This is a genomic window from Rubrivivax gelatinosus IL144, from assembly GCF_000284255.1.
Lineage (GTDB): Bacteria > Pseudomonadota > Gammaproteobacteria > Burkholderiales > Burkholderiaceae_C > Rubrivivax > Rubrivivax gelatinosus_A.
The window spans coordinates 1,885,665-1,907,446 of sequence record NC_017075.1 but is presented as its reverse complement, the minus strand read 5'-3'; the positions used below and the strand labels follow the sequence as shown (position 1 = coordinate 1,907,446).

Below are 21,782 nucleotides of genomic sequence, written 5' to 3'. Positions count from 1 at the left end.
CAAAAGCGGTGATTGTCCCGCGTCGCGGGCGCGACCGGCGGCTTGCGGCATCATGCGCGCCCCGATGACCCTGCGCCCTGCCCCGCCCGCCGCCCCGCGCCTGCTGCTCGCCCCGATGGAGGGGCTGCTCGACTGCAGCCTGCGCGACGTGCTGACGCGTGTCGGCGGCGTCGAGCTCTGCGTGTCGGAGTTCATCCGCGTCACCGACCAGCTGCTGCCGGCGCGCGTGTTCACGCGCATCGCACCCGAGCTGCTGACCGGCGGCCGCACCGCCGCCGGCACGCCGGTGCGTGCGCAGCTGCTGGGCGGCGACCCGGTCTGCCTGGCCGAGAACGCCGCGCGCCTGGCCGAGCTGTCACCGGCCGGCGTCGACCTCAACTTCGGCTGCCCGGCGCCGGTGGTCAACCGGCATCGCGGCGGCGCGGTGCTGCTCGACGAGCCCGAGCTCGTGCACGCCATCGTCGCCGCGGTGCGGCGCGCGGTGCCGGCCGCGGTGCCGGTGACGGCCAAGATGCGGCTGGGCCACCTGGACGACTCGCGCATGCTGGACTGCGCGCATGCGATCGCCGACGGCGGCGCCGCCGAGCTCGTGGTGCACGCGCGCACCAAGGCCGAGGGCTACCGGCCGCCGGCGCACTGGCACCGCATCGCCGAGATCCGGGAGGCGGTGGCGCTGCCGGTGGTCGCCAACGGCGAGGTCTGGACGGTGGACGACGCGCGCCGCTGCCTGGCCGAGAGCGGCTGCGACGCGCTGATGCTGGGCCGCGGCATGGTCGCCGACCCGGGGCTGGCGCGTGCGATCCGCGGCGAGCCGGTGCCCGGCTGGGACGCGCTGCAGCCCGAGCTGCGGCGCTTCTGGGCGAGCGTCGGCACGCGCGTCGAGGCGCGCCACCGCGCCGGGCGGCTCAAGCAGTGGCTGGGCTTGATGCGGCGGCGCTTTCCGGAGGCCGGCGAGGCCTTCGCGCGCATCCGCGAAACCAACGACGCGCGCCGCGTCGAGGCGCTGATGTTCGGCGAGCCGGCGCCGGCCGAGGCCGACGCCGTCACCTGAGCTTCAGGCCGCGGGAGCGGCCGGCAGGCGCGCGATGTGCCAGTCCAGCAGCTTGCGCACGTGGCCCAGCGACACCATGTGGGCGTGCACCAGCCCCAGCAGGCCGGACTTGAACAGCTCGTAGACCGTCGCCGCGTCCAGCGCCTGGAGCTTCTGTTCGTCGACCGTCAGGAAGCCGTCGACGCCCAGCGTGCTGCCGTCGGGCAGCTTGGCGTCGAAGCGCATCGGGCGCAGCAGATCCAGGTCGCGCAGACGGCGGAACAGCACCCGGGTCTGCTGCGTCACGGCCTCGAAGGCTTCGAGCTGGCGGCCGACGTCCTTGAGCATGTCGGTCGGCTCGCCGTCGGCGCCGAACAGCGCATGACCGCCTTCGCTCACGACGCCGCTCCAGCCGGCGTCCAGGCACACCGCCCAGCGCTCGGCGTCGACGCGGCCGACGCAGAACGGATAGATGCGCAGCGTGGTCGGCATCGACGTCGCGCGCCAGCCGCCCTGCTCGACGAACAGGTTCTGCTTCTGCACCAGGCCGAAGACGGCGATCGGCGCGATCTCGGGCTTGCCGGCCTCGTCGGTGCCGGCCTGCACGAAGAGGATCGGGAACTCGCGCGCGACGTCGGCGAACTCCGACGCGGCGATGAAGACGGAGTTGAGCTCGGAGGCGATGCTCCAGTCCTGCACCGGCAGCGTCAGCTGGACGGAGCGGTGCTCGTTGCGGTCCACGGGCACCGGCTTGCGGTGCAGCAGCGGGTTGATCATTCGTTTTCTCCTGTGTTGTCAGTGCGCGAGACGAGCACCTTGTCGACCCGTTTGCCGTCGAGGTCGACGACCTCGAAGCGCCAGCCCTGCCAGGTCACGGAGTCGGCCGTCTTCGGCAGCCGGCCCAGCAGCAGCATCACCATCCCGGCCAGCGTGTTGTAGCGGCCGCGTTCCTCGTCGGGCAGTTCCTTCAGCTCGAGCCGGTCCTTCAGCTCGGGCACCGGGATCAGCCCGTCCATCAGCCAGCTGCCGTCCTCGCGCTGCACGGCCCAGGCGTCCTCGTCGGTCTGGTTGCCGAACTCGCCGGTGATCGCCTCGAGCAGGTCGCGCTCGGAGATCACGCCCTGCACCGCGCCGTACTCGTCGACGACGAACACGAGGTCGGCGCGCGACTGGCGGAAGTGCTCCAGCAGCTCCATGCCCGACAGCGTCTCGGGCACGAAGACCGGCGGCGTCAGCAGCGTTTGCAGCTGCGGCGTCTCGCCGCGCGACAAGGGCAGCAGCAGCGCGTGCGCTCCGAGCACGCCGATGACGTCGTCCAGGCTGCCGCGGCACACCGGGTAGCGCGAATGGCCGTGCTCGGCGATCTGCGCCAGCACCTCGCCGATCGGCGCCTCGGCCTCGAGCCAGACGATCTCGGCCCGCGGGATCATCATCGAGCCGATCTGGCGGTCGTCGAGGCGGAAGACGTTGCGCACCATCTGGTGCTCCTGGGCCTCGATGACGCCGGCGTCCAGGCCTTCTTCCAGGCTGGCGGCGATCTCCTCCTCGGTGACCGCACGCTGGCCGTCGTCGCGGATGCCCAGCAGGCGCAGCATCGCGTTGGTCGACGCCGACAGCAGCAGCACCAGCGGCCGCGCGCCCAGCGAGATCCAGTTCATCGGCCGCGCCACCAGGCGCGCCACCGTCTCCGGATAGAGCTGGCCCAGGCGCTTGGGCACCAGCTCGCCGAAGATGATCGTGAGGATCGTGATCAGCACGACGACGATCGCCGTCGCACCGATGCGCGCGGTGTGCTCGTGCACGCCGAGCTCGATCAGCGAGTCGGCCAGCGGCGCCGAGAAGGCGTTCTCGCCGACGATGCCGTTGAGGATGCCGATGGAGGTGATGCCGATCTGCACCACCGAGAGGAAACGCGTGGGGTTCTCGTGCAGGGCCAGCGCCGCCTGGGCGCCGGGGGCACCGTCTTCCACCATCACCTGGAGCCGGATCTTGCGTGACGCGGTGAGCGCCATCTCCGACATCGCGAACACGCCGTTGAGCAGGATGAGGAAGACGAGAAGGGTAACGTCCATTCGAGCCGCCGCGACACGGCGGCGACGGGCTGTGGGGAGGCGGGCGAGCGTAGCAGAATCCGCGCCATGATCTACCTCGCTGGCGACGTGCAAGGCTGCGCGGACGCGCTGGAACAGTTGCTCGCCGACATCGGCTTCTCCCCGTCGCGCGACCGGCTGGTCGTGCTCGGCGACCTCGTCAACCGCGGCCCGGCCAACCTGGCCGTGCTGCGCCGGCTGCGCGAGCTGGGTGACGCGGCGGTGTGCCTGCTGGGCAACCACGACCTGCACACGCTGGCCGTGGCCCACGGCGTGCGGGCGCTGCACCGCAACGACACGCTGGGCGAGATCCTCGCCGCGCCCGACGCCGCGGCCTGGGTGGACTGGCTGCGCCATCGCCCGCTGGCGCACGTCGAGGCCGGCTGGCTGTGCGTGCACGCCGGCGTCGTGCCGCAATGGGACGCGGCGCAGACGCTGGCCCTGGCCGCCGAGGTGCAGGCCTGCCTGTGCGGCCCGGAGCTGGAGGCCTTCCTGCAGCGCATGTACGGCAACGAGCCGGCGCGCTGGGACGACGCGCTGGCGGGCACCGACCGGCTGCGCTTCGTCGTCAACACGCTGACGCGCATCCGCTTCTGCCGCGCCGACGGCACGCTGGACTTCAAGACCAAGGACGGCGCCGCCGAAGCGCCGCCGGGGCTGATGCCCTGGTTCGAGGTGCCCGGCCGCAGGAGCGCCGGCGAGCCGATCGCCTTCGGCCACTGGAGCACGCTGGGGCTGGTGATCGAGCCCGAGCTGATGGCGCTGGACACCGGCTGCGTCTGGGGCGGCCAGCTCAGCGCCGTGCGCGTGGACGGCGGCCGCCAGGAGCTGGTTCAGGTCGGCTGCCGCCAGGCGCAGCGACCGGGGGCCTGAACGGCCCCGCGCCGCCCTAGAATCGGCCGCTCCGGCATCACGCCGGACGACCCAGGAAGCGTGGCAGAGTGGTCGATTGCACCGGTCTTGAAAACCGGCGACGGGCAACCGTCCGTGAGTTCGAATCTCACCGCTTCCGCCAAAAGTCCAGGCAGGACAAGCACTTAGGCCTGTGCCGTTAACCATAAAGTGGCCGCATAGCCGCTTTATGGGTTAACTGCCGATCGGCCACATTTTGCCTTTCTCTAAAAATGTGTTAGGCGCACCCAATCTCTGAACTTCAGCTTGGCGTGCGCTGCAAAGGTCAGAGAGCCCCGCTCTTGCTGTCATGTTCCTCAGCGGCCGGATCCCGGCTGTGCGGGACCTGGAGCGGTACCGTCAACGAACATGCGGGAAGACGATGCCCGCAGTTCGAAGGATCAGAAATGACCGAGGCCGGTCGTCTACGACCCGCTCATCGGCAGGCCCTCCCTCGAGAAGCGACGCTCCAGAGCTCATCCTCTTCGCCACTGCTGCGAAGTCGACAGCCCGGCCGGCATTAGCAGGCCGTTGAAGGAAGAATCGCCGTCACGATCCAGCCCGTGACGCCGGCCGGCCAGCAGGACAAGTGCGCAATCGTGCCCGATCGAGCGCGAGGATGAAGACGCCTGGCTGTTCCGAACGCCGGGCGAGGCGGCGGAACGGTGAACTTGGCTCCGAGGACAACTTCGAGGCGGCTCCTGCGCTGTAGTTTTCGCTTAGGCCCACCAGTCGTCTGCGACTGATCTGATCTGGCGGCAGGCCTGATCTCGCTGCACGATGTTCCTTGTGGGCCTACCTCTCGGCATGGTGCGCTGCCTTCAGCACGCGGATCAGGTCGTAGGCATCACCAGGACCGCCCGTGCCTGTGAAGTCGAGCAAGCCCTCGCCCAAGGCATTACCTACGAGATCGTTGAACTCCTGCAGGCAGTCCAGGAAGCCATCGACTTCTGCCGACGCATGCTCGCCCAGGACCGCGCTGGACAAGTGGACCTCCAAGTCGGCATGCGACACCACTTTGTCTCGAGCGTCCTTGATGAGCGCGCGGTAGGAGTCGAGCCGCTCGTTGCAGCGGTCGATCAGATCCAACGCCTGCGGACCTTCGCCGCCCAGGGCCTCTGGCGGAAGCGCCTTCAACTGCTGCAACAACTGCGCCGCCGTGAGGTTGTTCCGCGGGTTTTTCCTTCCGCTCCGCGCCTGATCAGTCAGGCGAGCGACGCCGAGGATCCATTGCTGTACAAGCATGCGGCTCAAATCAGAGAAGAAGAGCGGCGCTATCTCGCGTAGAAGCGCGTCCACATCCTGACCCGAGGAGAACAGCGCCTGGTGAGTGTCGTAGAGCGCCCGAAGCTCGACCGACTCGACTCGAAAGGCGATAAATGCTGCTCGCAGGCGCTCCAGATCCGGGGTGCACATGTGTCGCGCCGGCTGTTCAGATGACAGCGCAGGATAGCGCGGAGCACCGGCACGATCGCTCGCCCGAGGGTCCGCGGCCAGCAACCGCTGCAGCGGCTGCCACTGTCCCGGCGCGGCGCCATGCTGCAACCTCTGCGGCTCCTGGGCATCCCGCTTCAGGGTGCCCCGTGGCGAGGGAAGCGCCGACCTCTGGAGCCACCGCGGCGCGAGCGATGCCTTGGCCGTCCGGCGGTGGGTGGATTTCTCCGCTGCAGCCTTGCGCCGGGCCGGCGCTGACCGTCGCAGAATCCGGAACCGACTCTGCGACCCAGCGAACTGATGGCTATCCTGTTTCCCGGCGTGACGACGTGCCCCCTCTGTGAGCATGTGATCGAAGACGACCGGGACATCGTCGCCACGACCCAGTTCCTCGACTCCTCCGACCACCCGCTCTGGAAGTACTCCGACGCTGTGATGCACCGGAAGTGCTTCGAGGCGTGGGATCAGCGCCAATTCTTCGTCGACGAGTACAACCGGCTGCTCGGCTCCGCCGTCTTCCTGGGGAGCTTCAAGCACCCGATGGACGACGACGGCAACGTGACGACCGTAAGCGTGCACAACTGAGCCCTCGGTCGCTCCAGCGGCACCCTGCATGCGCTGAGGGTTTGATGCCCCTCGCTGCAGCTGTCCTCTCATGCCTGAACATCGGCATCGCCGACGGCGACACGCTCACCGCACGCTGCGACGCGGACGCCGGCCAGATGGGGCATGGATGACCGCATCCAGTCTAGGGCAGTTGCTAGTGGCTGGACGGCTGCAGTGCAGCGGGTGCTGTCGTAGGCCGCCGGTGGTCGCCCTCACGATGACCGCCGTCTTGCGGTCATTCGATACAGCGCGGGCGCATCCGATTGAGTGTCCGTAGTCCGGCGTGCTGCTGACACCGCCGAGCGCCAGCCGGCACGTGATCGCGGCAGACCGCTTGCCAACCGCCTGAACTGGCGGTCGCGACCCGAATGTGCCATCCACTGGCTTGAATTCGTCGCCACGAAGCTGCCGCTCGCGCCTGTCGCTGCCGTTAAAACCCGTGCAAGGCGGCCGAAGGGGCCCTGCATCGGGCACACCGGCAGGCACCAGCGTCCCTATAGCTCTCTCTCAAGAATAAAAATGGCGCCCCGACCGGGACGGCAGAAAAGGAGGTGATCGAGTCTTCCAGAACTCTTGTAGTCATATGCCAGACCGATGTCGGCGGGAGCCTTCAGGTCATAGTCGCCGATGCCGGCGCCTGGATCCAGTTGAGAGTAGACCGGCGAGAACGTGCCGCCCGCGTTCTTGAGTATGAAGACGGCCCCAGTTCCAGGGCGGAAGAAGATCAGATGATCAAGGCGCCCGGAGCCTTCGTAGTCGAAGGCAAAGCCTTGGTCGGCAGGAGCGCGCAGGTCGAAGCCACCAATACCGCCGCCGGGGTCAACCTGCGAGTACACAGGAGCAAAGGAACCGCCATTGTTTTTGAGGACGAAGATTGACCCTGTTCCAGGCCGATAGAAGACGAGGTGATCGAGCTTGCCCGTCTTGGCGTAGTCGAACGCAAAGGCTCGGTCAAGCGGCGAGCGAAGATCAAAGCCGCCGATGCCGGCGCCTGGATCCACTTGGGAGTAGACCGGCAAGAACGTACCACCCGCGTTCTTGAGTATGAAGACGGCCCCAGTGCCAGGGCGGAAGAAGACCAGATGATCAAGGAGCCCGGAGCCGTCGTAGTCGAAGGCGAAGCCTTGGTCGGCAGGAGAGCGCAGGTCGAAGCCACCAATACCGCCGCCCGGGTCGACCTGTGAGTACACAGGAGCGAAGGAACCGCCATTGTTTTTGAGGATGAAGATTGCCCCTGTTCCAGGCCGATAGAAGACGAGGTGATCGAGCTTCCCCGTCTTGGCGTAGTCGAACGCAAAGGCTCGGTCAAGCGGCGAGCGAAGATCAAAGCCGCCGATGCCGGCGCCTGGATCCACTTGGGAGTAGACCGGCAAGAACGTGCCACCCGCGTTCTTGAGTATGAATACGGCCCCAGTGCCAGGGCGGAAGAAGACCAGATGATCAAGGCGGCCAGAGCCTTCGTAGTCAAAAGCGAATACTCGATCGCCAGGTGAGCGGAGATCAAAGCCACCGATCCCTGAGCCCGGATCGACCTGCCGATACACATGGTCCCACCCCCACGGATAAATGGACCGTATTCCATCAATGTCATCCTGATGCAGGAAGCGATGTGGTCCTGAGTAGCTTGGAAACATCAACGCGCCTGCAATTTGCGAGTGAGCGAGCCCCAAGGAGTGGCCAAACTCGTGCGCCGCTACCGTAACGTAGTCAATAGTATTTGCTGGCGGGGGTAGTATCACAGTCCACGTTTCCGACTCATCAAAGTGTGCATCGCCGGCGAGACCGCCACCCGCGGGCGGTGGGTAGTATGCGTGGGCCAGAACGCGACCTACCCCATCGAAGGGCGAGCCATCTCCATGGTCACCGGCAACGAAGCGAATGATGAAGTCGGGGTTATTTGTCGCTGATACCTCGGTGAAGGTAAGCGAGGTGACATTGGCCCAAAGGTCAAGGGCTGCTCGAACCGCGCCACGTGCTTGATTGGAATCCAAGTCAGGCGAGAATTCAGAGAATCCGTAAGTCAGATTTAGTTTTTGCCAACGGCTTCCCTGGGAGGCGAACTCGGCAAGTGCATCGCTAGGCAAGTCTGGAAACCCACATCGCGGCCTCCTAATTTCGTCCACGGTTGCTTGGTCGAGAACGCCGGTGGCTGGCAACCCAAAGAAGGCCTGATACCTTAGCAACGCCTCATGTGTTGAGGCATCGAACTTACCCAGCTCGCCTACAGGGGGCTTGGCGTGGATTCTCGCAGCAACAAACTCTTCACGGAGAGAAGGAATGCGAAGGTAGCCAAATTTCTGCAGATAGGCTTGCAGAAGTGCAACGTCGTCACCGGCGTCACCTTTTGCCAAACCTAACTTCGAGGGAAATGCTTTGCCCTTAGCTTGACTCATCATCTTGTCCCCTATGTCTTCCCGTTGTTGGGGCGTCGGATGAAGCAGGAAGAAGCTTCATTTCACTGACGCCCAGCTCAGGACTTGCCGCTCGAATCGCGGCCCGACCCTGGTCTTCGCCGATCTCCCCGCCCGAGTCGCGATCTTCTTGATGTTGTGCGCCAAACGATGCGCGGCTACTGCGTGTGACTACGCTATGTGATTTGCTACCGATGCTCGATAACAGGCGACTTCAACACGTGCAGCGACGGTGGCGCATCCCTAGTACGCGAGATAACAGCGCGCGTGGGGCGCCGGCCAGCCGCGCAGTGGACGGTCATGGATTTCTTGTCATGGCAGGGCCCGCTCTGCGGGCGGCTTCGCCGACAGCCGTCGCTTGAACTAGGGGGTAGGTGACCGGCGCCGATGTCAGCTCAGCGTCGCGCTGACTGGTCACAGCTGACCCAGAAGAGACATTCGCTCTTGACTTGTAGAGCCGAACCTGCCGGTCGCAACCGCGCTTTGACGCTGGCTGTGAGTGTCTCTTCGCCGGGACACTTTAGTCCACGGAATTCTTGCCGTCGGGTTTGGCACCTGGCGGCAAAAGTAACCCGCATCGTACCTTCCCGAAGTTTTGGCATCACCCCTAGACAATAGCGCCCCTCTTCGGCGCTTTCGACTATAGTGCGTTCTCACGAAGGCGGAGGCAGAGAATGATGCTGCTTCTCTCTTCGCCCTTCGAACGAATGGCCTAGCGAAGGAATTGCAATGATCAATCTAATTCGTATTGCGGCGGGTTTCTTTATCTTGATTTCGACGTCTTTAGCAGCGGCTGCCGAACCTATTTGGGTCAAGGCCAACGAGAAGACTTGCGATGCGGTTTGTCCAGACGGTAAATTGCCTGTGTTGCTGGGAAGGATCGCCGGAAATCCGGAAAGCTACGTTTGCTCGGCACCGGCAACGCCCGGCGTAACCGATGATACTGCCGATAGAGCCGGTTTTACCACGGTTGGTGAAAAGAATGGCTGCGCGATAAATGAGGGCGGAAACGCAGGGCGCATCCCAACAAACTTCTCGTGCATGTGTGTTGATAAATGATTTCGTGCAAGGGGTGGCGGCGCGCCAAAACAGCGCGCAGTCCCAGGCTATGGTTTCCGTCCAGTCTGAGCGGCTCTGAAGGGCGATCTATCTTTCCTTGCTTCGACGGCGATGCAGATAGAATTGGGCTATTCTTGCTACCGAAATTGACGGGTTCTTTCCGACGCGGAAGACGGTAGTCAGCCGACCGGCAACTTGTCCCAAGGGCCAAGTGAATCCGCCATAAGGGGTCGCCCGCGAGCGACCGCTCCTGGCCGGGACCGCCTGTAGCCAAGTGCGCCCGAAAGCGGCCAGTCGCTGGGCGGCGCGTCGCTGACTCCGCCGGCCTCGCGCTCTTGCGCAGGTGCTACGACATCGAGAGGTCGAAGGCGGATCTTGGTTGGCCCACAACTTGATGGGAGCCCATCATGGAAGCCAACGCCACCGTCGTTCATCGCGAACCTTGGAACAAGGGCAAGATCGTCGGGCAGAAGTCGCCGTTCAAGGTCAAGGACATCTGGGCGCTGCGGGTGCGCCTGCAGATGGAGGGCCGGGTGCGCGAGCTCGCGCTTTTCAACCTCGGCATCGACAGCAAGCTGCGCGGCTGCGACCTCATCGGCCTCAAGGTCCGCGACGTCTGCCATGGAGACTAGGCCGCGACGCGGGCCATCGTGATGCAGCACAAGACGCTGCGACCCGTGCAATTCAAGATCACGCCAGCGACCCGGGAAGCACTTCAGGCCTGGATCCAGCAGGCCGGGCTGAAGTCCGATGACTTCCTGTTTCCAAGCCGTATCCACGAATCGCCGCACCTGGGGATCCGTCAGTACGCGCGCATCCTCGGCCGGTGGGTCAATGACCTCGGCCTGGATCGCGCGGACTACGGTACGCACTCGATGCGGCGCACGAAGGCGACCCTGATCTACCGGCGGACGAAGAACCTCCGGGCCGTCCAGCTACTGCTCGGTCATTCCAAGCTCGAGTCGACAGTGAGGAGGTACCTCGGCATCGAGGTCGACGACGCGCTGGAGATCTCGGAACAGACTGAGATCTGACTGCGTCCGGAGCCTATCGCCGCGACGCCAAGTCCGGCGGACTGGTGAGGGGCGATCGGCGGCTTACGGGTGCCGCGCCGTCCGGACGGTCCCGGCCACGAGCTGCCAGCCGCCGACGGCCGCTTTGCGGCAGCGAATCTTCTGGGCTCCCTTATGGCAGGATCGCCAGCTACGACTGCAACCGCTGCAGCAACCGCGCCATCTCGATCCAGTGTCGCGAGGAAACTCGACCGGTTCACAATCATGCGAAAGCGGCCGCGATAACAAGCCGCAGGCGAGGGAGGCTTCGTGAAGATCGTTCAGATCAAGGTCGCGAACTTTCGAGGGATTGCGGAGGGTACTGTCCACTTCGACGGCCACAGCGTGCTCGTCGGAGACAACAACGCTGGCAAGTCCACGCTGCTTGAGGCGATCGACCTCGTGTTGGGCCCGGAGCGACTCTCACGCCGTCCCGTCGTCGACGAGCACGACTTCTACGCCGGCCAATACCTAACCGCTGACGGCCAGGCGATCCCACTGTCGGTCGAAGTCATCGTTGCGGACCTTAACGATGAGCAGCTCCGGCACTTTCGTGAACACATCGAATGGTGGGATACGAACGCGAAGGTGCTGCTAGCCGGCCCGCCCGTCGAAGGAACTGATGCTGCAGGTGTTGGGCCTGCGCTGCGCGTGTTCTTTCGCGGCGCGTACGACGCTGAAGAAGACGACTTCCTTGGCAACACGTTCTTCGCCCTGCCCGCCCCAATTGGCGCCGGCGAGTACCCGACGTTTCGCGCCTCCGACAAGCGCAAGTGCGGATTTCTCTACCTGCGAACGGTACGTACCGGCTCGCGCGCACTCAGTCTGGAACGGGGGTCGCTGCTTGACGTAATCCTGCGCCTTCAAGAGTCGCGTCTGAAGATGTGGGAGGAACTGCTAGTGTCTCTGCGCACCCTACCGGTCGCCGAGAAACCCGAACTCGGCGTCACCACGTTACTGGCCGCGGTGCAGGCCTCGATCAAGAAGTTCGTTCCGTCTGACTGGGCCGAGGATCCGCACATGCGCGTCTCGGATCTCACCCGCGAGACCCTGCGTCGCACGCTTACAGTATTCATGGGTACCGGCGTGAAGCGCCCTGACGGCAGCAGCTACGCCGCTCCGTACCAGCATCAGGGCACCGGCACTATCAACACACTGGTGCTTGCGCTGTTGTCCATCATTGCCGAACTCAAGCAGAACGTCATCTTCGCCATGGAGGAGCCAGAGACGGCGCTGCCTCCGCATACTCAGAAGCGCATCGTCAACAGCGTGCGCGAGAAGTCCGCACAGGCCCTCTTTACGTCGCACTCTCCATTCGTGCTCGAGGAGTTCGAACCCGCTCAGATCAAAGTGCTGAAGCGCGTGAGTGGCGTGCTGACCTCCGTCCCTGCCAGCCTGCCGCCCACGATTAAGCCGAAGACCTACAAGGCGGAGTTCCGGGCGCGCTTCTGCGAGGCTCTGCTCGCCAAGTACGTCCTCATCGTCGAGGGCCGCACGGAGTACGACGCGCTGCCGACCGCCGCGCGCAGACTCAGCCAGACCGATCCCCAGTATTTCAAGTCGCTCGAGGCGCTCGGCGTGGCGATCATCGACGCCAAGTCGGACTCCCAAGTCGCGCCGCTAGGCAACTTCTTTAGGGGGCTGGGCAAGACCGTCTTTGCTGTGTTCGACAAGCAGGACGAGACACAGCTTGCCCTTATCCGTGCCGCTGTCGACTACCCGTACGAATCGCATATGAAGGGATTCGAGTCGCTGGTGTTGCAGGGTACTAGCGAGAACGCGATCCGGCGCTACGCGCTGGGCGTGGTTGCCGACGGCGACTGGCCGCAGCACTTGATCCCCGTCACACCGAGGGCAGACTCCGATAGTGCTTCGATAGCCAACGCGCTGTCGCAGTACTTCGCCTGGGGCAAGGGCAGCGGCCAAGCGGCCGACTTGCTGGCGTCCTGCGCGGGCTGGCAGGAGATGCCTGAATACATCTCAAGCTGCCTGCACGGAGTCTTCCGGGTCGTGGAGCCTCTGCCGCCTGCACCGCCTCCGTCTCCGGCTCCGCCGCCTGCGCCCCCAGCAGAAGCCGCAGCGGCCTGAAGTCCATGGTCTGGAGTCCGCAGAAGCTCGCCTTCCTGGGCTGCCCCGGACATGCATTGGCCCTAGCTGGCCCGGGCGCCGGCAAGACTCACGTGGCGCTCGTCAAAGCCCAGCAGCAGGTTGCCCACGGAGCGTTGAACCCAGGCCAAAAGGTGCTGTTCCTGAGCTTTGCAAGGCCAACGGTCGCGCGAATCCTCGAGAAGGCGGCCGAGCTCATCTCGCCGGAAAAACTCAAGCGCCTCGAGATCAACACGTACCACGGGTTCGCATGGAGCATCCTGCGCAGCCACGGCTATCTGTTGAACACCGCGAGGTCCATCACCCTTCTGCCGCCGCCGGAGGCCGCGGCCCACTTTGCGGACGTGGACGCAAGCGTCCGCGAGCAGGAGATGCTTCGTCTATTCGAGCAGGAGGGGCGGCTGCACTTCGACCTGTTCGCGCGGCTGGTCGCGCAGCTCTTCCAGCGCAGCGCCCGGTTGGCGGGCATCTACTGCGACGCCTATCCCATGGTCATCCTGGACGAGTTCCAGGACACAAACGCCGACGAATGGGCGATGATCCGTCAGCTGGGTCGGCATAGCCGCCTAATCGCGCTCGGAGACCCCGACCAGCGGATCTACGAGTTCCGCGGTGCCGATCCCCGCCGCCTGGGTGAGTTCGTCGAGGCGTTCCAACCGGGGAGCTTCGATTTCTCGGGCGAGAACCACCGCAGCAACGGAACGGACATAGCCGCCTTCGGCAACGACCTGTTGACCGATCGGAACCGCGGCAGACGGTACACGCACGTGAAGATCGTGCGCTATGGCTTCCGCAGGAACCAGAGCCCGCACTTTCGGGCGAAGGCGGAGGTTCTCGCCGCGCTGCGGCGTCTGCGCGACCAGCCAAACACATCGGTGTCCGTCCTCGTGCCGTCGAAGGCGTTCATGCTGCAGTTCTCGCAGTACCTGTCGTCTGACCTGGATGGCCTGCCTGCACTTCGGCATGACGTTGCGATGGACGCGGAGTCGCCGTCTCTGGCGGCGAACGTCATCGCAGTGTTGCTGGAAGGCGGCGACATCGCGGCGCTGGCGTCACGCCTAGTCGCCACGCTGCACACCCACATCCGTGGCCGTGGTGGAAACAAGGCTCCGGCGCAGGTGGAGATGGACCTCGCTGGCGCCATCGGCGCATATATGTCGACTGGAAAGATCCGAGGCAAGAACAGGAAGCTCGTCGTCATGGAGTGCCAGAGGATTGCGGCGGAACGCGCGGATCTCTGCCTCTCAGGGAACCCCGAGGAAGATTGGTCCGCCGTGCGCGCGCTGATCGCCGCTTCGGCCGCGCCCCAAGTGGCCCGCGTGGCCGAGGACGCTCGCTTTCTCCGCCTGCTGCACAGGGGCTCTGCGCTGCGCACAGCGCTTAGCGAGATGTGGAGGACGCAGGGTGACTATCTCGGTGCAGAGGAGGCGCTTCGCGACGCCCTGCTCCAGGAGCATTTCGTCGTCGCGCAGAAGGAGTGGCGCGGGCTGCACCTGATGACCATCCACAAGGCCAAGGGGAAGGAGTTTGACGAGGTCGTGATCTATGAGGGCACCTACTCCGGGCGGATCGTGGCTGCGAACGCCGACGCAAGGCGCATCGCGCAGTCGCGGCTGGCGCTGCGCGTCGCGGTCACGCGGGCCATCCGGCGCACGACGATCGTGACGCCCCAGAGAGACGGGTGCCAGTTTCTTTAGCTATATGTTCCGGAAGTCAGCTGTGCGATGGAAGCTGGCGCTGGCCTACGCCAGCCCCGAACGTCAAGTTTCGAGCTGCCCATCTGGAGCCGCGATCGACTGCTCTGGGTCGAGACCGCCAGTTCAGGCGGTCGGAAAGCGGTCGTTCGGGAACATGCGTCGACTCGGCACCGGCGATGTCCGCAGCACGCCGGACTCCGGTCCCTCAGTCCGATGCGCCTGTGCTGCAGCGGATGACTGCAAGGCGGCGGTCATCGTGACGATGACAACCTGAGGCCTCGGACAGCTCCCACTGCAATTCAGTCCCTCGGGATGGGGTCCCCTCCGCGTCCGAACACCAGTAGGAGATTGTTTGCCGGCATCACCACGCGCTCGTGCAGCGCCAGTCCTACCGTCCGCGCCTCTGCCTCCACGGCCTCCCGCCGCCTGATCCCCCACTCGGCATTGCGCCGCTTCAGATCGGCGTCGAAAGCCAAGTTGCCCGGAGCGGTCGGAAGACCGTCTTCCAAGAGGGCCGCGCCCCGCATCAGCGCCGCACAGCACGCCCACGGCGCGATGTGCAGCAGGTTGGCGCAGAGGATTGCGTCCACCGGCTCGGGACATGGCCAGACGGGCTGGCGCACATCCAGCAGCAGCGGCTGCCTGACCCTCGGCAAGCCTGCGCACCAGGCCGCAATCGAGTCCAGCGCGGCGGCGTCGGCTTCGGTCGGCTGCCACTGCCAGCCCGGCAGGCCCTCGCTGCAGAAAGCCGCATGCTGCCCGCTGCCGCTGTCGATCTCCAGGAGCAGCCCGGTACTCGGCAGCACGCGCTGCAGTTCGGCCAAGATCGGGCCGCGGTTGCGCTCGGCGGCAGGGCTGTGAGTGGCGGCCATGGTCTTGAGGTTCAGGGCAAGGTCGGCGTCCGCGGATCCGGCTCGCCGCGATGGGACGCCCGGGCATCGGTGTGTGACCCGATCCCGTGGAGTGGCACGAAGCGCTCAAAGTCCTTCTCGTATCGGATCATGAGGGTGTCGCGCTACGCCGCCAGCCGATGCTCGTAGTACGGCCGTGCCCGGTCGTCCAGGATCTCGAACTGCGCTTTCAGGTTCTTCGGGTCCGGACTGAGCCAAGCGTCGATGTGCTCGGGTCGGATCGGCACGATGCAGCGGTCGTGGCCGGCGGCCGCCACCTCGGGCGGCGGCTCGTCGGTGATCGCCGCGAAGGACAGCAGCTCCGGCTCGCCCGGCGCCGACCAGCGCGACCACAGGCACGCCACCAGCATGTCCTGCACCGGTTGGGGCCGGAACTCCAGTACCACGTTGGTCGGCTTCTCGCCTTCAGCCAGCTCTCGGCCCTGGACCTTGTGCGCATCGACGTTCTCGAAGAACGCGTTGACCAGCATGAGACCGTGCGAGTAGCCGAACAGGTCCTTCCAGAACCCGCCCAGGTTGTCTCGGCGGGCGTTGTAGGTCCCCGGGTACTTCTGGTCGTAGAACGCCGGCTTGCCCGCCGGCCGGCACTGGTAACGCATCGGCTTCAAAACGCGGCGCCCGCCCTCGATCACGATCACAGGCGCGTAGTGCCCGGGGAAGATGCGGGCGTCGCGGTCTTCCAGGGTGGTCCGCCGCAGGTCCGCCAGCTTGGCCAGCGCCCAGCGCACCTTGTCGCTGGCGATGCGCTCGCTGTCCGCGGCAGTCTTAGTCACCTTGGCCGCCAGACTCCTCTGGGCGTCGGCGAGCCGCTTGCGCTGCTTGAACAACTCCTGCTCGAGCTTGATCGTCTGCTCGGCGTTGAACGCGGCGATTAGGGCGTTGATCTGCTGTCCCGCGGCCGCCTCGTTCCCCGCGAAGCCGAGTTCCATCGCCTTCGGGATCTTGATCCTGGGGTCGGCATGACGACGGTGGAACAGCTCGTAGAAGTCCTGGATCGACAGCTCGACGCCGTAGTCCCGCGTGTAGCGGATGTAGTCGGCCACGACCATGGCGCTGTAGCACATCGCTGAGCCTTCCCTTCGACCGACGCCCGCGGTCCGGTGCAGTGTACGGAACGCCCGCGCCCCAGCCCCGTTGGCATCCCGGATTTCCTGGTGGCATACTGGCTATCCATACAGTACCGGAGTCCACATGACTGCCGCCCTGGAATGGGCCGGCAGCGACGGGGAAGTGCCGGTCCAGGCCTTCAACCGTCCCGTCCAGTCCCGCTCACGGCGTTCGCAGCCGGGTGAGCTGCCGCCCGAAGTCGAGTCGGCGCTGTGGCGCGGCACCGAGCTGGGCCTGCAGGCCGGCCCGGTGCTGGGCAGCGGTTTCGAGGCGCTGGACCGCGAGCTGCCTGGCGGCGGCTGGCCCTGCCGGTCGCTGACCGAGCTGCTGTGCCCGCAGCCTTCGGTGCTGGAGTGGCGGCTGCTCGGCCCGGCGCTGCGCGCCGTCGTCGGCCGGGGTGGCTCGGTGGTCGTGGTCGGTCCGCCGAAGACCCCGCACCTGCCAGGACTGCGCCACGAAGGCCTGGACGATGCCCACTTGGTCTGGATCCAGGCCGATGCCCCGTCTGAGCGGCTGTGGTGCACCGAACAGCTGGTCAAGGCCGGTACCTGCGGCGCGGTGCTCGCCTGGCTGCCGCAGGCCCGCCCGGAACAGATCCGCCGCCTGCAAGTCTGCGCTCCGGCCTGCGACGGTCCAGTCTTCCTGTTTCGGCCCTCGTCGGCCCAGCACGAGCCCTCGGCGGCCCCGCTGCGGGTGCTGGCCAGCTTCGGGCTGGACTGGGAACTGCAGCTGCGGCTGCTCAAACGCCGCGGTGCGGCATACGACGGCGTGATCCAGCTGGCGTCGATTCCCGGCGGGCTGGGCGCGGTGCTGACGCCGCGGCTGCGGCACCCCAGCCGGCTCCTTCACGTCCCCTCCAAGGTGGCCCCTCATGCTCTGGGCAGCCCTGTTGCTTCCCTCGCGGCCCGACGGCACGCCACCGTCCGCTGAGGCGCTGCAGGGCCTGGCGGTCTGGGCGCTGCAGTTCACGCCCCGGGTCACGGTGTGCGACGAAGCGGTGCTGATGGAGGTGCAGGCCAGCGTGCGTCTGTTCGGCGGCAAGACGGCGCTGCGCGACCAGGTCGTGCACGAGGCCGCTGACCAGGGCGTCAAGGCCGTGGCCTGGGCCGGCACCAGCCTCGCCGCCCTGGCCTTGGCCCGCGTCGGCGTCGAGAACGGCTTCAAGCGTGCCTTGCCGGACCTCCTGGACAGCCTGCCGATGGGCGTCCTGAGCGCCGTCGGCCCGCACCAGGCGACGCTCGCCCGCCTGGGCTGCAAAACGCTGGGCGACATCCGCCGCTTGCCCCGGGGCGGCGTCAGCCGCCGCTTCGACAAGGAATTGCTCGCCGCGATCGACCAGGCCTACGGGCTGCTGCCCTGCGTCCACACCTGGGTCGCGCTGCCCGAGCGTTTCGAATCCCGGCTGGAGCTGATGTCGCGGGTCGAGACGGCGCCGGCCCTGCTCTTCGGGGCGAGGCGCTTGCTGCAGCAGCTCTGCGGTTGGCTGGCGGCGCGGCACTGCGGCACGACGGCCTACACGCTGCGCTGGGCGCACGACTCAATGCGGTCCCGGGATGCGGGCGAGGGTGGCGAGCTGACGATCCGGACCGCGGCGCCGACGCGCGACCTCGAGCACCTGTGCCGGCTGCTGGCCGAGCACCTGGCCAAGGTGAGCCTCGCGGCGCCGGTGGGCGACCTCGAACTCAGGGCGGACGAAGTCGTGCCGCTGCAAGCGGCCAGCGCCAGCCTGCTGCCCGACCCGGCGCAGGACGGGGAGTCGCTGCAACTGGTGCTGGAGCGCATCGCCGCCCGGTTGGGGCCGGACCGCGTGCTGCGGCCGGTGATCGTCGACGACCACCGGGTCGAATGGATGCAGATGTGGCAGCCGGCTGCCGCACCCCGGCCGCGCAAGAGCGCGGCCATCAAGGCGATGCCCCAGCCGAGCTGGGTGTTGCCCGAACCCCTGAAGCTCGCCACCCGCGGCCCCCGGCCGATGTACCAGGGCGTGCTGCTGCTGCTGACCGGCCCGCACCGAGTCGAAGGCGGGTGGTGGCACCGCATCGGCGAAGGCGAAGCCGCGACCACCGCCAACGTACAGCGCGACTACTGGGTGGCCTTGAGCGAGCACGCCGGGGTGCTGTGGATCTACCAGGAGCGGCTGGCCAACGACGAGACCGCCTGGTACCTGCACGGGGTCTTCGCGTGAGCGGCCATGGACGAGCCTCACGTCACTGCCGAGAACGGCGGCCGCAGGTCCGGCGCGATTCCCCAGTACGCCGAGCTGCGCTGCGTCAGCAACTTCAGCTTCCTCCAAGGCGCCAGCCTGCCCGAGGAACTGGTCGAGCGCGCGCAGCAACTGGGCTACGCGGCGCTGGCGCTGACCGACGAATGTTCGATGGCGGGAATGGTGCGCGCACACGTGGCGGCCAAGAAGATCGGCCTGAAGCTGCTCGTCGGGGCGCAGTTCCAGGTCCAGCCGGGTTCGGAGCCGTCGCTGCCAGCGTTCCACCTGGTAGCGCTGGCGTGCGACCTCAACGGCTACGGCAACCTGTGCCAGTTCATCACCCGGCTGCGCCGCCGCTCCGACAAGGGCACTTACCGGCTGGCGGTTGAAGACTTCGACGCCGCCGAGCTGGCAGACTGCGTCGTCATCGCCGCAACCGAGCGATCGGCCGGCGACGAGCAACTGCTGGCCCTGGCAGGCTGGCTGCTGACGCACTTCATCGGGCGCTGCTGGCTCGGGGTGGAGCTGCTGCGCCAGCTCGACGACGAGGTCTGGCTGCTGCGGCTGCGCCAGGCCAGCGAGCTGTCGGCCATCCCGCTGGTGGCCACCGGCGACGTGCACTTTCATGTGCGCTCGCGCAAGCCGCTGCAGGACGTGATGACCTCCACGCGCGTGGGCAAGCCGTTGACCGAGTGTGGGAGCGCGTTGCAGCCCAACGCCGAACGTCATCTGCGCACCCGACTGCGCCTGGCGCAGACCTACCCGGACAAGCTGCTGGCCGAGACGCTGGTGGTTGCCGCCCGCTGCAACTTCTCGCTGGACGAACTGCGCTACCAGTACCCGGATGAGGTCGTGCCCTCGGGCCACTCGCCGGCGTCCTATCTGCGCCAGATCACCTACGAAGGTGCCGGTCGCCGCTGGCCGCAGGGCGTGCCGGCCAAGGTCCAGGCCCAGATCGAGCACGAGCTCGAGCTCATCTCCGACCTGCACTACGAGCACTACTTCCTCACCGTTTACGACATCGTGGCGTTCGCGCGGTCGCGCCACATCCTGTGCCAGGGCCGCGGCAGCGCGGCGAACTCGGTGGTCTGCTACTGCCTGGGCGTGACCGAGGTCGATCCGGCGCGCATGTCGGTGCTCTTCGAGCGCTTCATCAGCAAGGAGCGCAACGAGCCGCCGGACATCGACGTGGACTTCGAGCACGAGCGGCGCGAGGAGGTGATCCAGTACCTCTACGCCAAGTACGGGCGCGAGCGGGCCGCCCTGACCGCTGTGGCGATCTCCTACCGTCCCAAGTCGGCGCTCCGCGACGTGGGCAAGGCACTGGGGTTCCCGGAGGCGGTCATCGACCAGGTCGCTAAGGGCCATACCTGGTGGGACGGCATCAACATCCGCACCGAGCGCCTCGTCGAGCTGGGCCTGTCGCTGCAGGACCTGGCCGTGCGGCAGCTGATCCAGCTCACCGGCCAGTTGATCGGCTTTCCGCGGCACTTGTCGCAGCACCCGGGCGGCTTCGTGCTGACCAAGGGCCCCCTGTCCCGGATGGTGCCGATCGAGAACGCGGCGATGGCCGACCGCACTGTCATCGAGTGGGACAAGGACGACATCGACGCGCTGGGTCTGCTCAAGGTCGACGTGCTGGCGCTGGGCATGCTGACCGCGATCCGCAAGAGCCTGGACTTCATCGGCCAGCGCAAGGGCTGGGCCTTCGGGATGCAGGACATCCCGTCTGAGGACCCGGCGACCTACGACATGATCTGCAAGGCCGACACGGTCGGCGTCTTCCAGATCGAGAGCCGGGCGCAGATGAGCATGCTGCCGCGGCTACGGCCGCGGCGCTTCTACGACCTGGTGATCGAGGTCGCCATCGTGCGGCCCGGGCCTATCCAGGGCGGCATGGTCCACCCCTACCTGAACCGGCGCCAGGGCAAGGAGCCGGTGAGCTACCCCAGCCCGGAACTGGAGCAGGCGCTGGGTCGAACGCTGGGTGTACCGGTGTTCCAGGAGCAGGTCATGCAGATCAGCATGTTGGCCGCCGGGTTCACACCGGGGGAGGCCGACGGCCTGCGACGAGCGATGGCCGCCTGGAAGCGCAAGGGCGGGCTGCAGCACTACTACGCCAAGATCGTCGACGGGATGACCGCGCGTGGCTACGACAAGGCCTTCGCCGAGGCGATCTTCGAGCAGATCAAGGGGTTCTCGGAGTACGGCTTCCCCGAGAGCCATGCGGCGAGCTTCGCGCTGCTGGTCTACGCGAGCTGCTGGATCAAGTGCCACCACCCGGCGGAGTTCCTGGCGGCGATGCTGAACTCGCAGCCGCTGGGGTTCTACTCACCCAGTCAGCTGGTCCAGGACGCGAAACGCCATCGCGTGGAGGTGCGGCGCGCCGACGTGATGGACAGCGACTGGGACTGCACGCTGGAGGGCGACGGAGATCCACCCGCGGTGCGCCTGGGGCTGCGGATGATCGCGGGGCTGAAGCTCGAGTCGGCCAAAAGGATCCTGCAGGAGCGGAAAGCGGCGCCGTTCACGAGCGCCGAGGACCTGGCCCGCCGGGCCGGGCTGGAACAGCACGAGATGACGCTGCTGGCGGGCGCCGACGCGCTGATGAGCCTGGCCGGGCACCGGCGGCAACAGGTGTGGGAGGCGGCGGCGCTCAGGTCAACGCCCAAGCTGCTGCGCGAGGCACCGGTCGACGAGGCCTACCTGGAACTGCCCGAGGCACCGGAAGGCGAAGAGGTGGTCTGGGACTACGCGGCCACCGGGCTGACCTTGAGGCGTCATCCGCTGGCGATCCTGCGGCCGCTGCTTGCAGCCCGAAAGCTGATGACGGCAGAACAGCTCCACAACTTGCCCGACGGGCGGCTGGTGAGCGCCTGCGGCATCGTGACGGTGCGCCAGCAGCCGGAGACCGCGCACGGAACGATGTTCGTCTCGCTCGAAGACGAGACGGGCAGCGTTCAGGTCATCGTCTGGCGGGCGGTGAAGGAACGGCTACGTGGGCCGCTGCTCAGGGCGCGGCTGATGGCGGTGAAAGGCCGGTGGCAGCGAGAAGGCGACGTCCGCAACTTGATCGCTGGACACGTCGAGGACTTGACGCCGCTGCTCGGGAGGCTGACGACGGAGAGTCGGGACTTCAGGTAAACATTCGCGGCTGCTGACGCGACGTCCAAGCCGCGAATGCT

Annotated in this window: 15 protein-coding genes, 1 tRNA gene and 1 pseudogene; 11 read left to right on the top strand and 6 right to left on the bottom strand. The window is 66.5% G+C overall.

Features of this window, described 5'->3' with window-relative positions; all coding sequences use genetic code 11:
* Positions 1-64: 64 nt before the first annotated feature.
* Complete coding sequence (locus RGE_RS08920) at positions 65-1,051, top strand: tRNA dihydrouridine synthase (protein WP_148280146.1); 987 nt, start codon at positions 65-67, stop codon at positions 1,049-1,051.
* A 3-nt stretch (positions 1,052-1,054) separates the two neighbouring features.
* Here the strand turns inward: RGE_RS08920 and RGE_RS08915 are convergent, their stop codons facing one another.
* Together RGE_RS08915 and RGE_RS08910 are read right to left on the bottom strand one after the other, a co-directional pair.
* Positions 1,055-1,807: a SapC family protein gene (locus RGE_RS08915; protein ID WP_014428028.1), complete on the bottom strand. Its 753-nt coding sequence runs from the start codon at positions 1,805-1,807 to the stop codon at positions 1,055-1,057.
* Entirely contained in the window at positions 1,804-3,102 is a 1,299-nt protein-coding gene (locus RGE_RS08910; RefSeq protein WP_014428027.1) for a hemolysin family protein, read from the bottom strand. The genes RGE_RS08915 and RGE_RS08910 overlap by 4 nt, the downstream gene beginning before the upstream one ends.
* A gap of 66 nt (positions 3,103-3,168) precedes the next feature.
* Here RGE_RS08910 and RGE_RS08905 point away from each other — a divergent pair, with 66 nt between their 5' ends.
* Both RGE_RS08905 and RGE_RS08900 read left to right on the top strand, forming a co-directional pair.
* Positions 3,169-3,993 (top strand): symmetrical bis(5'-nucleosyl)-tetraphosphatase, encoded by an 825-nt coding sequence (locus RGE_RS08905; protein WP_014428026.1) that lies wholly within the window; start codon positions 3,169-3,171, stop codon positions 3,991-3,993.
* 54 nt (positions 3,994-4,047) lie between these two features.
* A tRNA-Ser gene (locus RGE_RS08900) sits at positions 4,048-4,135 on the top strand.
* Positions 4,136-4,806: 671 nt separating this feature from the next.
* On the opposite strand, the gene RGE_RS08895 is transcribed toward RGE_RS08900, so the two are convergent.
* Positions 4,807-5,427 carry an AbiU2 domain-containing protein gene (locus RGE_RS08895; RefSeq protein ID WP_043783940.1) on the bottom strand — a complete coding sequence of 207 codons (621 nt, stop codon included), beginning with the start codon at positions 5,425-5,427 and terminating at the stop codon, positions 4,807-4,809.
* 318 nt (positions 5,428-5,745) lie between these two features.
* On the opposite strand from RGE_RS08895, the gene RGE_RS08890 reads away from it, so the two are divergent.
* The gene (locus RGE_RS08890; protein WP_043783939.1) at positions 5,746-6,030 is read left to right on the top strand and encodes a hypothetical protein; all 285 of its coding nucleotides are present in this window, start codon (positions 5,746-5,748) and stop codon (positions 6,028-6,030) included.
* A 515-nt stretch (positions 6,031-6,545) separates the two neighbouring features.
* Here the strand turns inward: RGE_RS08890 and RGE_RS23605 are convergent.
* Positions 6,546-8,444 carry a matrixin family metalloprotease gene (locus RGE_RS23605; RefSeq protein WP_081528217.1) on the bottom strand — a complete coding sequence of 633 codons (1,899 nt, stop codon included), beginning with the start codon at positions 8,442-8,444 and terminating at the stop codon, positions 6,546-6,548.
* A gap of 747 nt (positions 8,445-9,191) precedes the next feature.
* On the opposite strand from RGE_RS23605, the gene RGE_RS24010 reads away from it, so the two are divergent.
* The 4 genes and pseudogenes from RGE_RS24010 to RGE_RS08870 all read left to right on the top strand — a co-directional run bounded on the left by RGE_RS24010 (position 9,192) and on the right by RGE_RS08870 (position 14,376).
* Positions 9,192-9,521 carry a hypothetical protein gene (locus RGE_RS24010; RefSeq protein ID WP_014428022.1) on the top strand — a complete coding sequence of 110 codons (330 nt, stop codon included), beginning with the start codon at positions 9,192-9,194 and terminating at the stop codon, positions 9,519-9,521.
* Between the two features lie 407 nt (positions 9,522-9,928).
* Positions 9,929-10,555 (top strand): annotated as a pseudogene (locus RGE_RS08880) (tyrosine-type recombinase/integrase).
* 288 nt (positions 10,556-10,843) lie between these two features.
* Positions 10,844-12,661, top strand: coding sequence for an ATP-dependent nuclease (locus tag RGE_RS08875; RefSeq protein ID WP_014428019.1), 1,818 nt, complete (start codon positions 10,844-10,846; stop codon positions 12,659-12,661).
* A 5-nt stretch (positions 12,662-12,666) separates the two neighbouring features.
* Entirely contained in the window at positions 12,667-14,376 is a 1,710-nt protein-coding gene (locus RGE_RS08870; RefSeq protein WP_014428018.1) for a UvrD-helicase domain-containing protein, read from the top strand.
* Between the two features lie 299 nt (positions 14,377-14,675).
* Here the strand turns inward: RGE_RS08870 and RGE_RS08865 are convergent, their stop codons facing one another.
* Both RGE_RS08865 and RGE_RS08860 read right to left on the bottom strand, forming a co-directional pair.
* Entirely contained in the window at positions 14,676-15,248 is a 573-nt protein-coding gene (locus RGE_RS08865) for a DUF938 domain-containing protein (RefSeq protein WP_014428016.1), read from the bottom strand.
* 143 nt (positions 15,249-15,391) lie between these two features.
* Complete coding sequence (locus tag RGE_RS08860; protein ID WP_014428015.1) at positions 15,392-16,351, bottom strand: SOS response-associated peptidase family protein; 960 nt, start codon at positions 16,349-16,351, stop codon at positions 15,392-15,394.
* A 127-nt stretch (positions 16,352-16,478) separates the two neighbouring features.
* Here RGE_RS08860 and imuA point away from each other — a divergent pair, with 127 nt between their 5' ends.
* Genes imuA through RGE_RS08845 form a run of 3 tightly spaced genes read left to right on the top strand, consistent with a single transcriptional unit; the run spans position 16,479 to position 21,741 of the window.
* Entirely contained in the window at positions 16,479-17,324 is an 846-nt protein-coding gene (gene imuA, locus RGE_RS08855) for a translesion DNA synthesis-associated protein ImuA (RefSeq protein ID WP_014428014.1), read from the top strand.
* Entirely contained in the window at positions 17,266-18,579 is a 1,314-nt protein-coding gene (locus RGE_RS08850; protein ID WP_043783935.1) for a Y-family DNA polymerase, read from the top strand. Before imuA ends, RGE_RS08850 begins: the two co-directional genes overlap by 59 nt.
* A gap of 6 nt (positions 18,580-18,585) precedes the next feature.
* Entirely contained in the window at positions 18,586-21,741 is a 3,156-nt protein-coding gene (locus tag RGE_RS08845; RefSeq protein WP_014428012.1) for an error-prone DNA polymerase, read from the top strand.
* The last annotated feature ends 41 nt before the right edge of the window (positions 21,742-21,782 follow it).

What these genes read in the sequence shown, in the direction of transcription:
- RGE_RS23605 (WP_081528217.1), bottom strand. Translation starts at nt 8,444, where the DNA reads ATGAGTCAAGCTAAGGGCAAAGCATTTCCCTCGAAGTTAGGTTTGGCA.
- RGE_RS08905 (WP_014428026.1), top strand. Translation starts at nt 3,169, where the DNA reads ATGATCTACCTCGCTGGCGACGTGCAAGGCTGCGCGGACGCGCTGGAA.
- RGE_RS08850 (WP_043783935.1), top strand. Translation starts at nt 17,266, where the DNA reads ATGCTCTGGGCAGCCCTGTTGCTTCCCTCGCGGCCCGACGGCACGCCA.
- RGE_RS08895 (WP_043783940.1), bottom strand. Translation starts at nt 5,427, where the DNA reads ATGTGCACCCCGGATCTGGAGCGCCTGCGAGCAGCATTTATCGCCTTT.
- RGE_RS08860 (WP_014428015.1), bottom strand. Translation starts at nt 16,351, where the DNA reads ATGTGCTACAGCGCCATGGTCGTGGCCGACTACATCCGCTACACGCGG.
- imuA (WP_014428014.1), top strand. Translation starts at nt 16,479, where the DNA reads ATGACTGCCGCCCTGGAATGGGCCGGCAGCGACGGGGAAGTGCCGGTC.
- RGE_RS24010 (WP_014428022.1), top strand. Translation starts at nt 9,192, where the DNA reads ATGATCAATCTAATTCGTATTGCGGCGGGTTTCTTTATCTTGATTTCG.
- RGE_RS08845 (WP_014428012.1), top strand. Translation starts at nt 18,586, where the DNA reads ATGGACGAGCCTCACGTCACTGCCGAGAACGGCGGCCGCAGGTCCGGC.
- RGE_RS08865 (WP_014428016.1), bottom strand. Translation starts at nt 15,248, where the DNA reads ATGGCCGCCACTCACAGCCCTGCCGCCGAGCGCAACCGCGGCCCGATC.
- RGE_RS08890 (WP_043783939.1), top strand. Translation starts at nt 5,746, where the DNA reads ATGGCTATCCTGTTTCCCGGCGTGACGACGTGCCCCCTCTGTGAGCAT.
- RGE_RS08915 (WP_014428028.1), bottom strand. Translation starts at nt 1,807, where the DNA reads ATGATCAACCCGCTGCTGCACCGCAAGCCGGTGCCCGTGGACCGCAAC.
- RGE_RS08920 (WP_148280146.1), top strand. Translation starts at nt 65, where the DNA reads ATGACCCTGCGCCCTGCCCCGCCCGCCGCCCCGCGCCTGCTGCTCGCC.
- RGE_RS08910 (WP_014428027.1), bottom strand. Translation starts at nt 3,102, where the DNA reads ATGGACGTTACCCTTCTCGTCTTCCTCATCCTGCTCAACGGCGTGTTC.
- RGE_RS08870 (WP_014428018.1), top strand. Translation starts at nt 12,667, where the DNA reads ATGGTCTGGAGTCCGCAGAAGCTCGCCTTCCTGGGCTGCCCCGGACAT.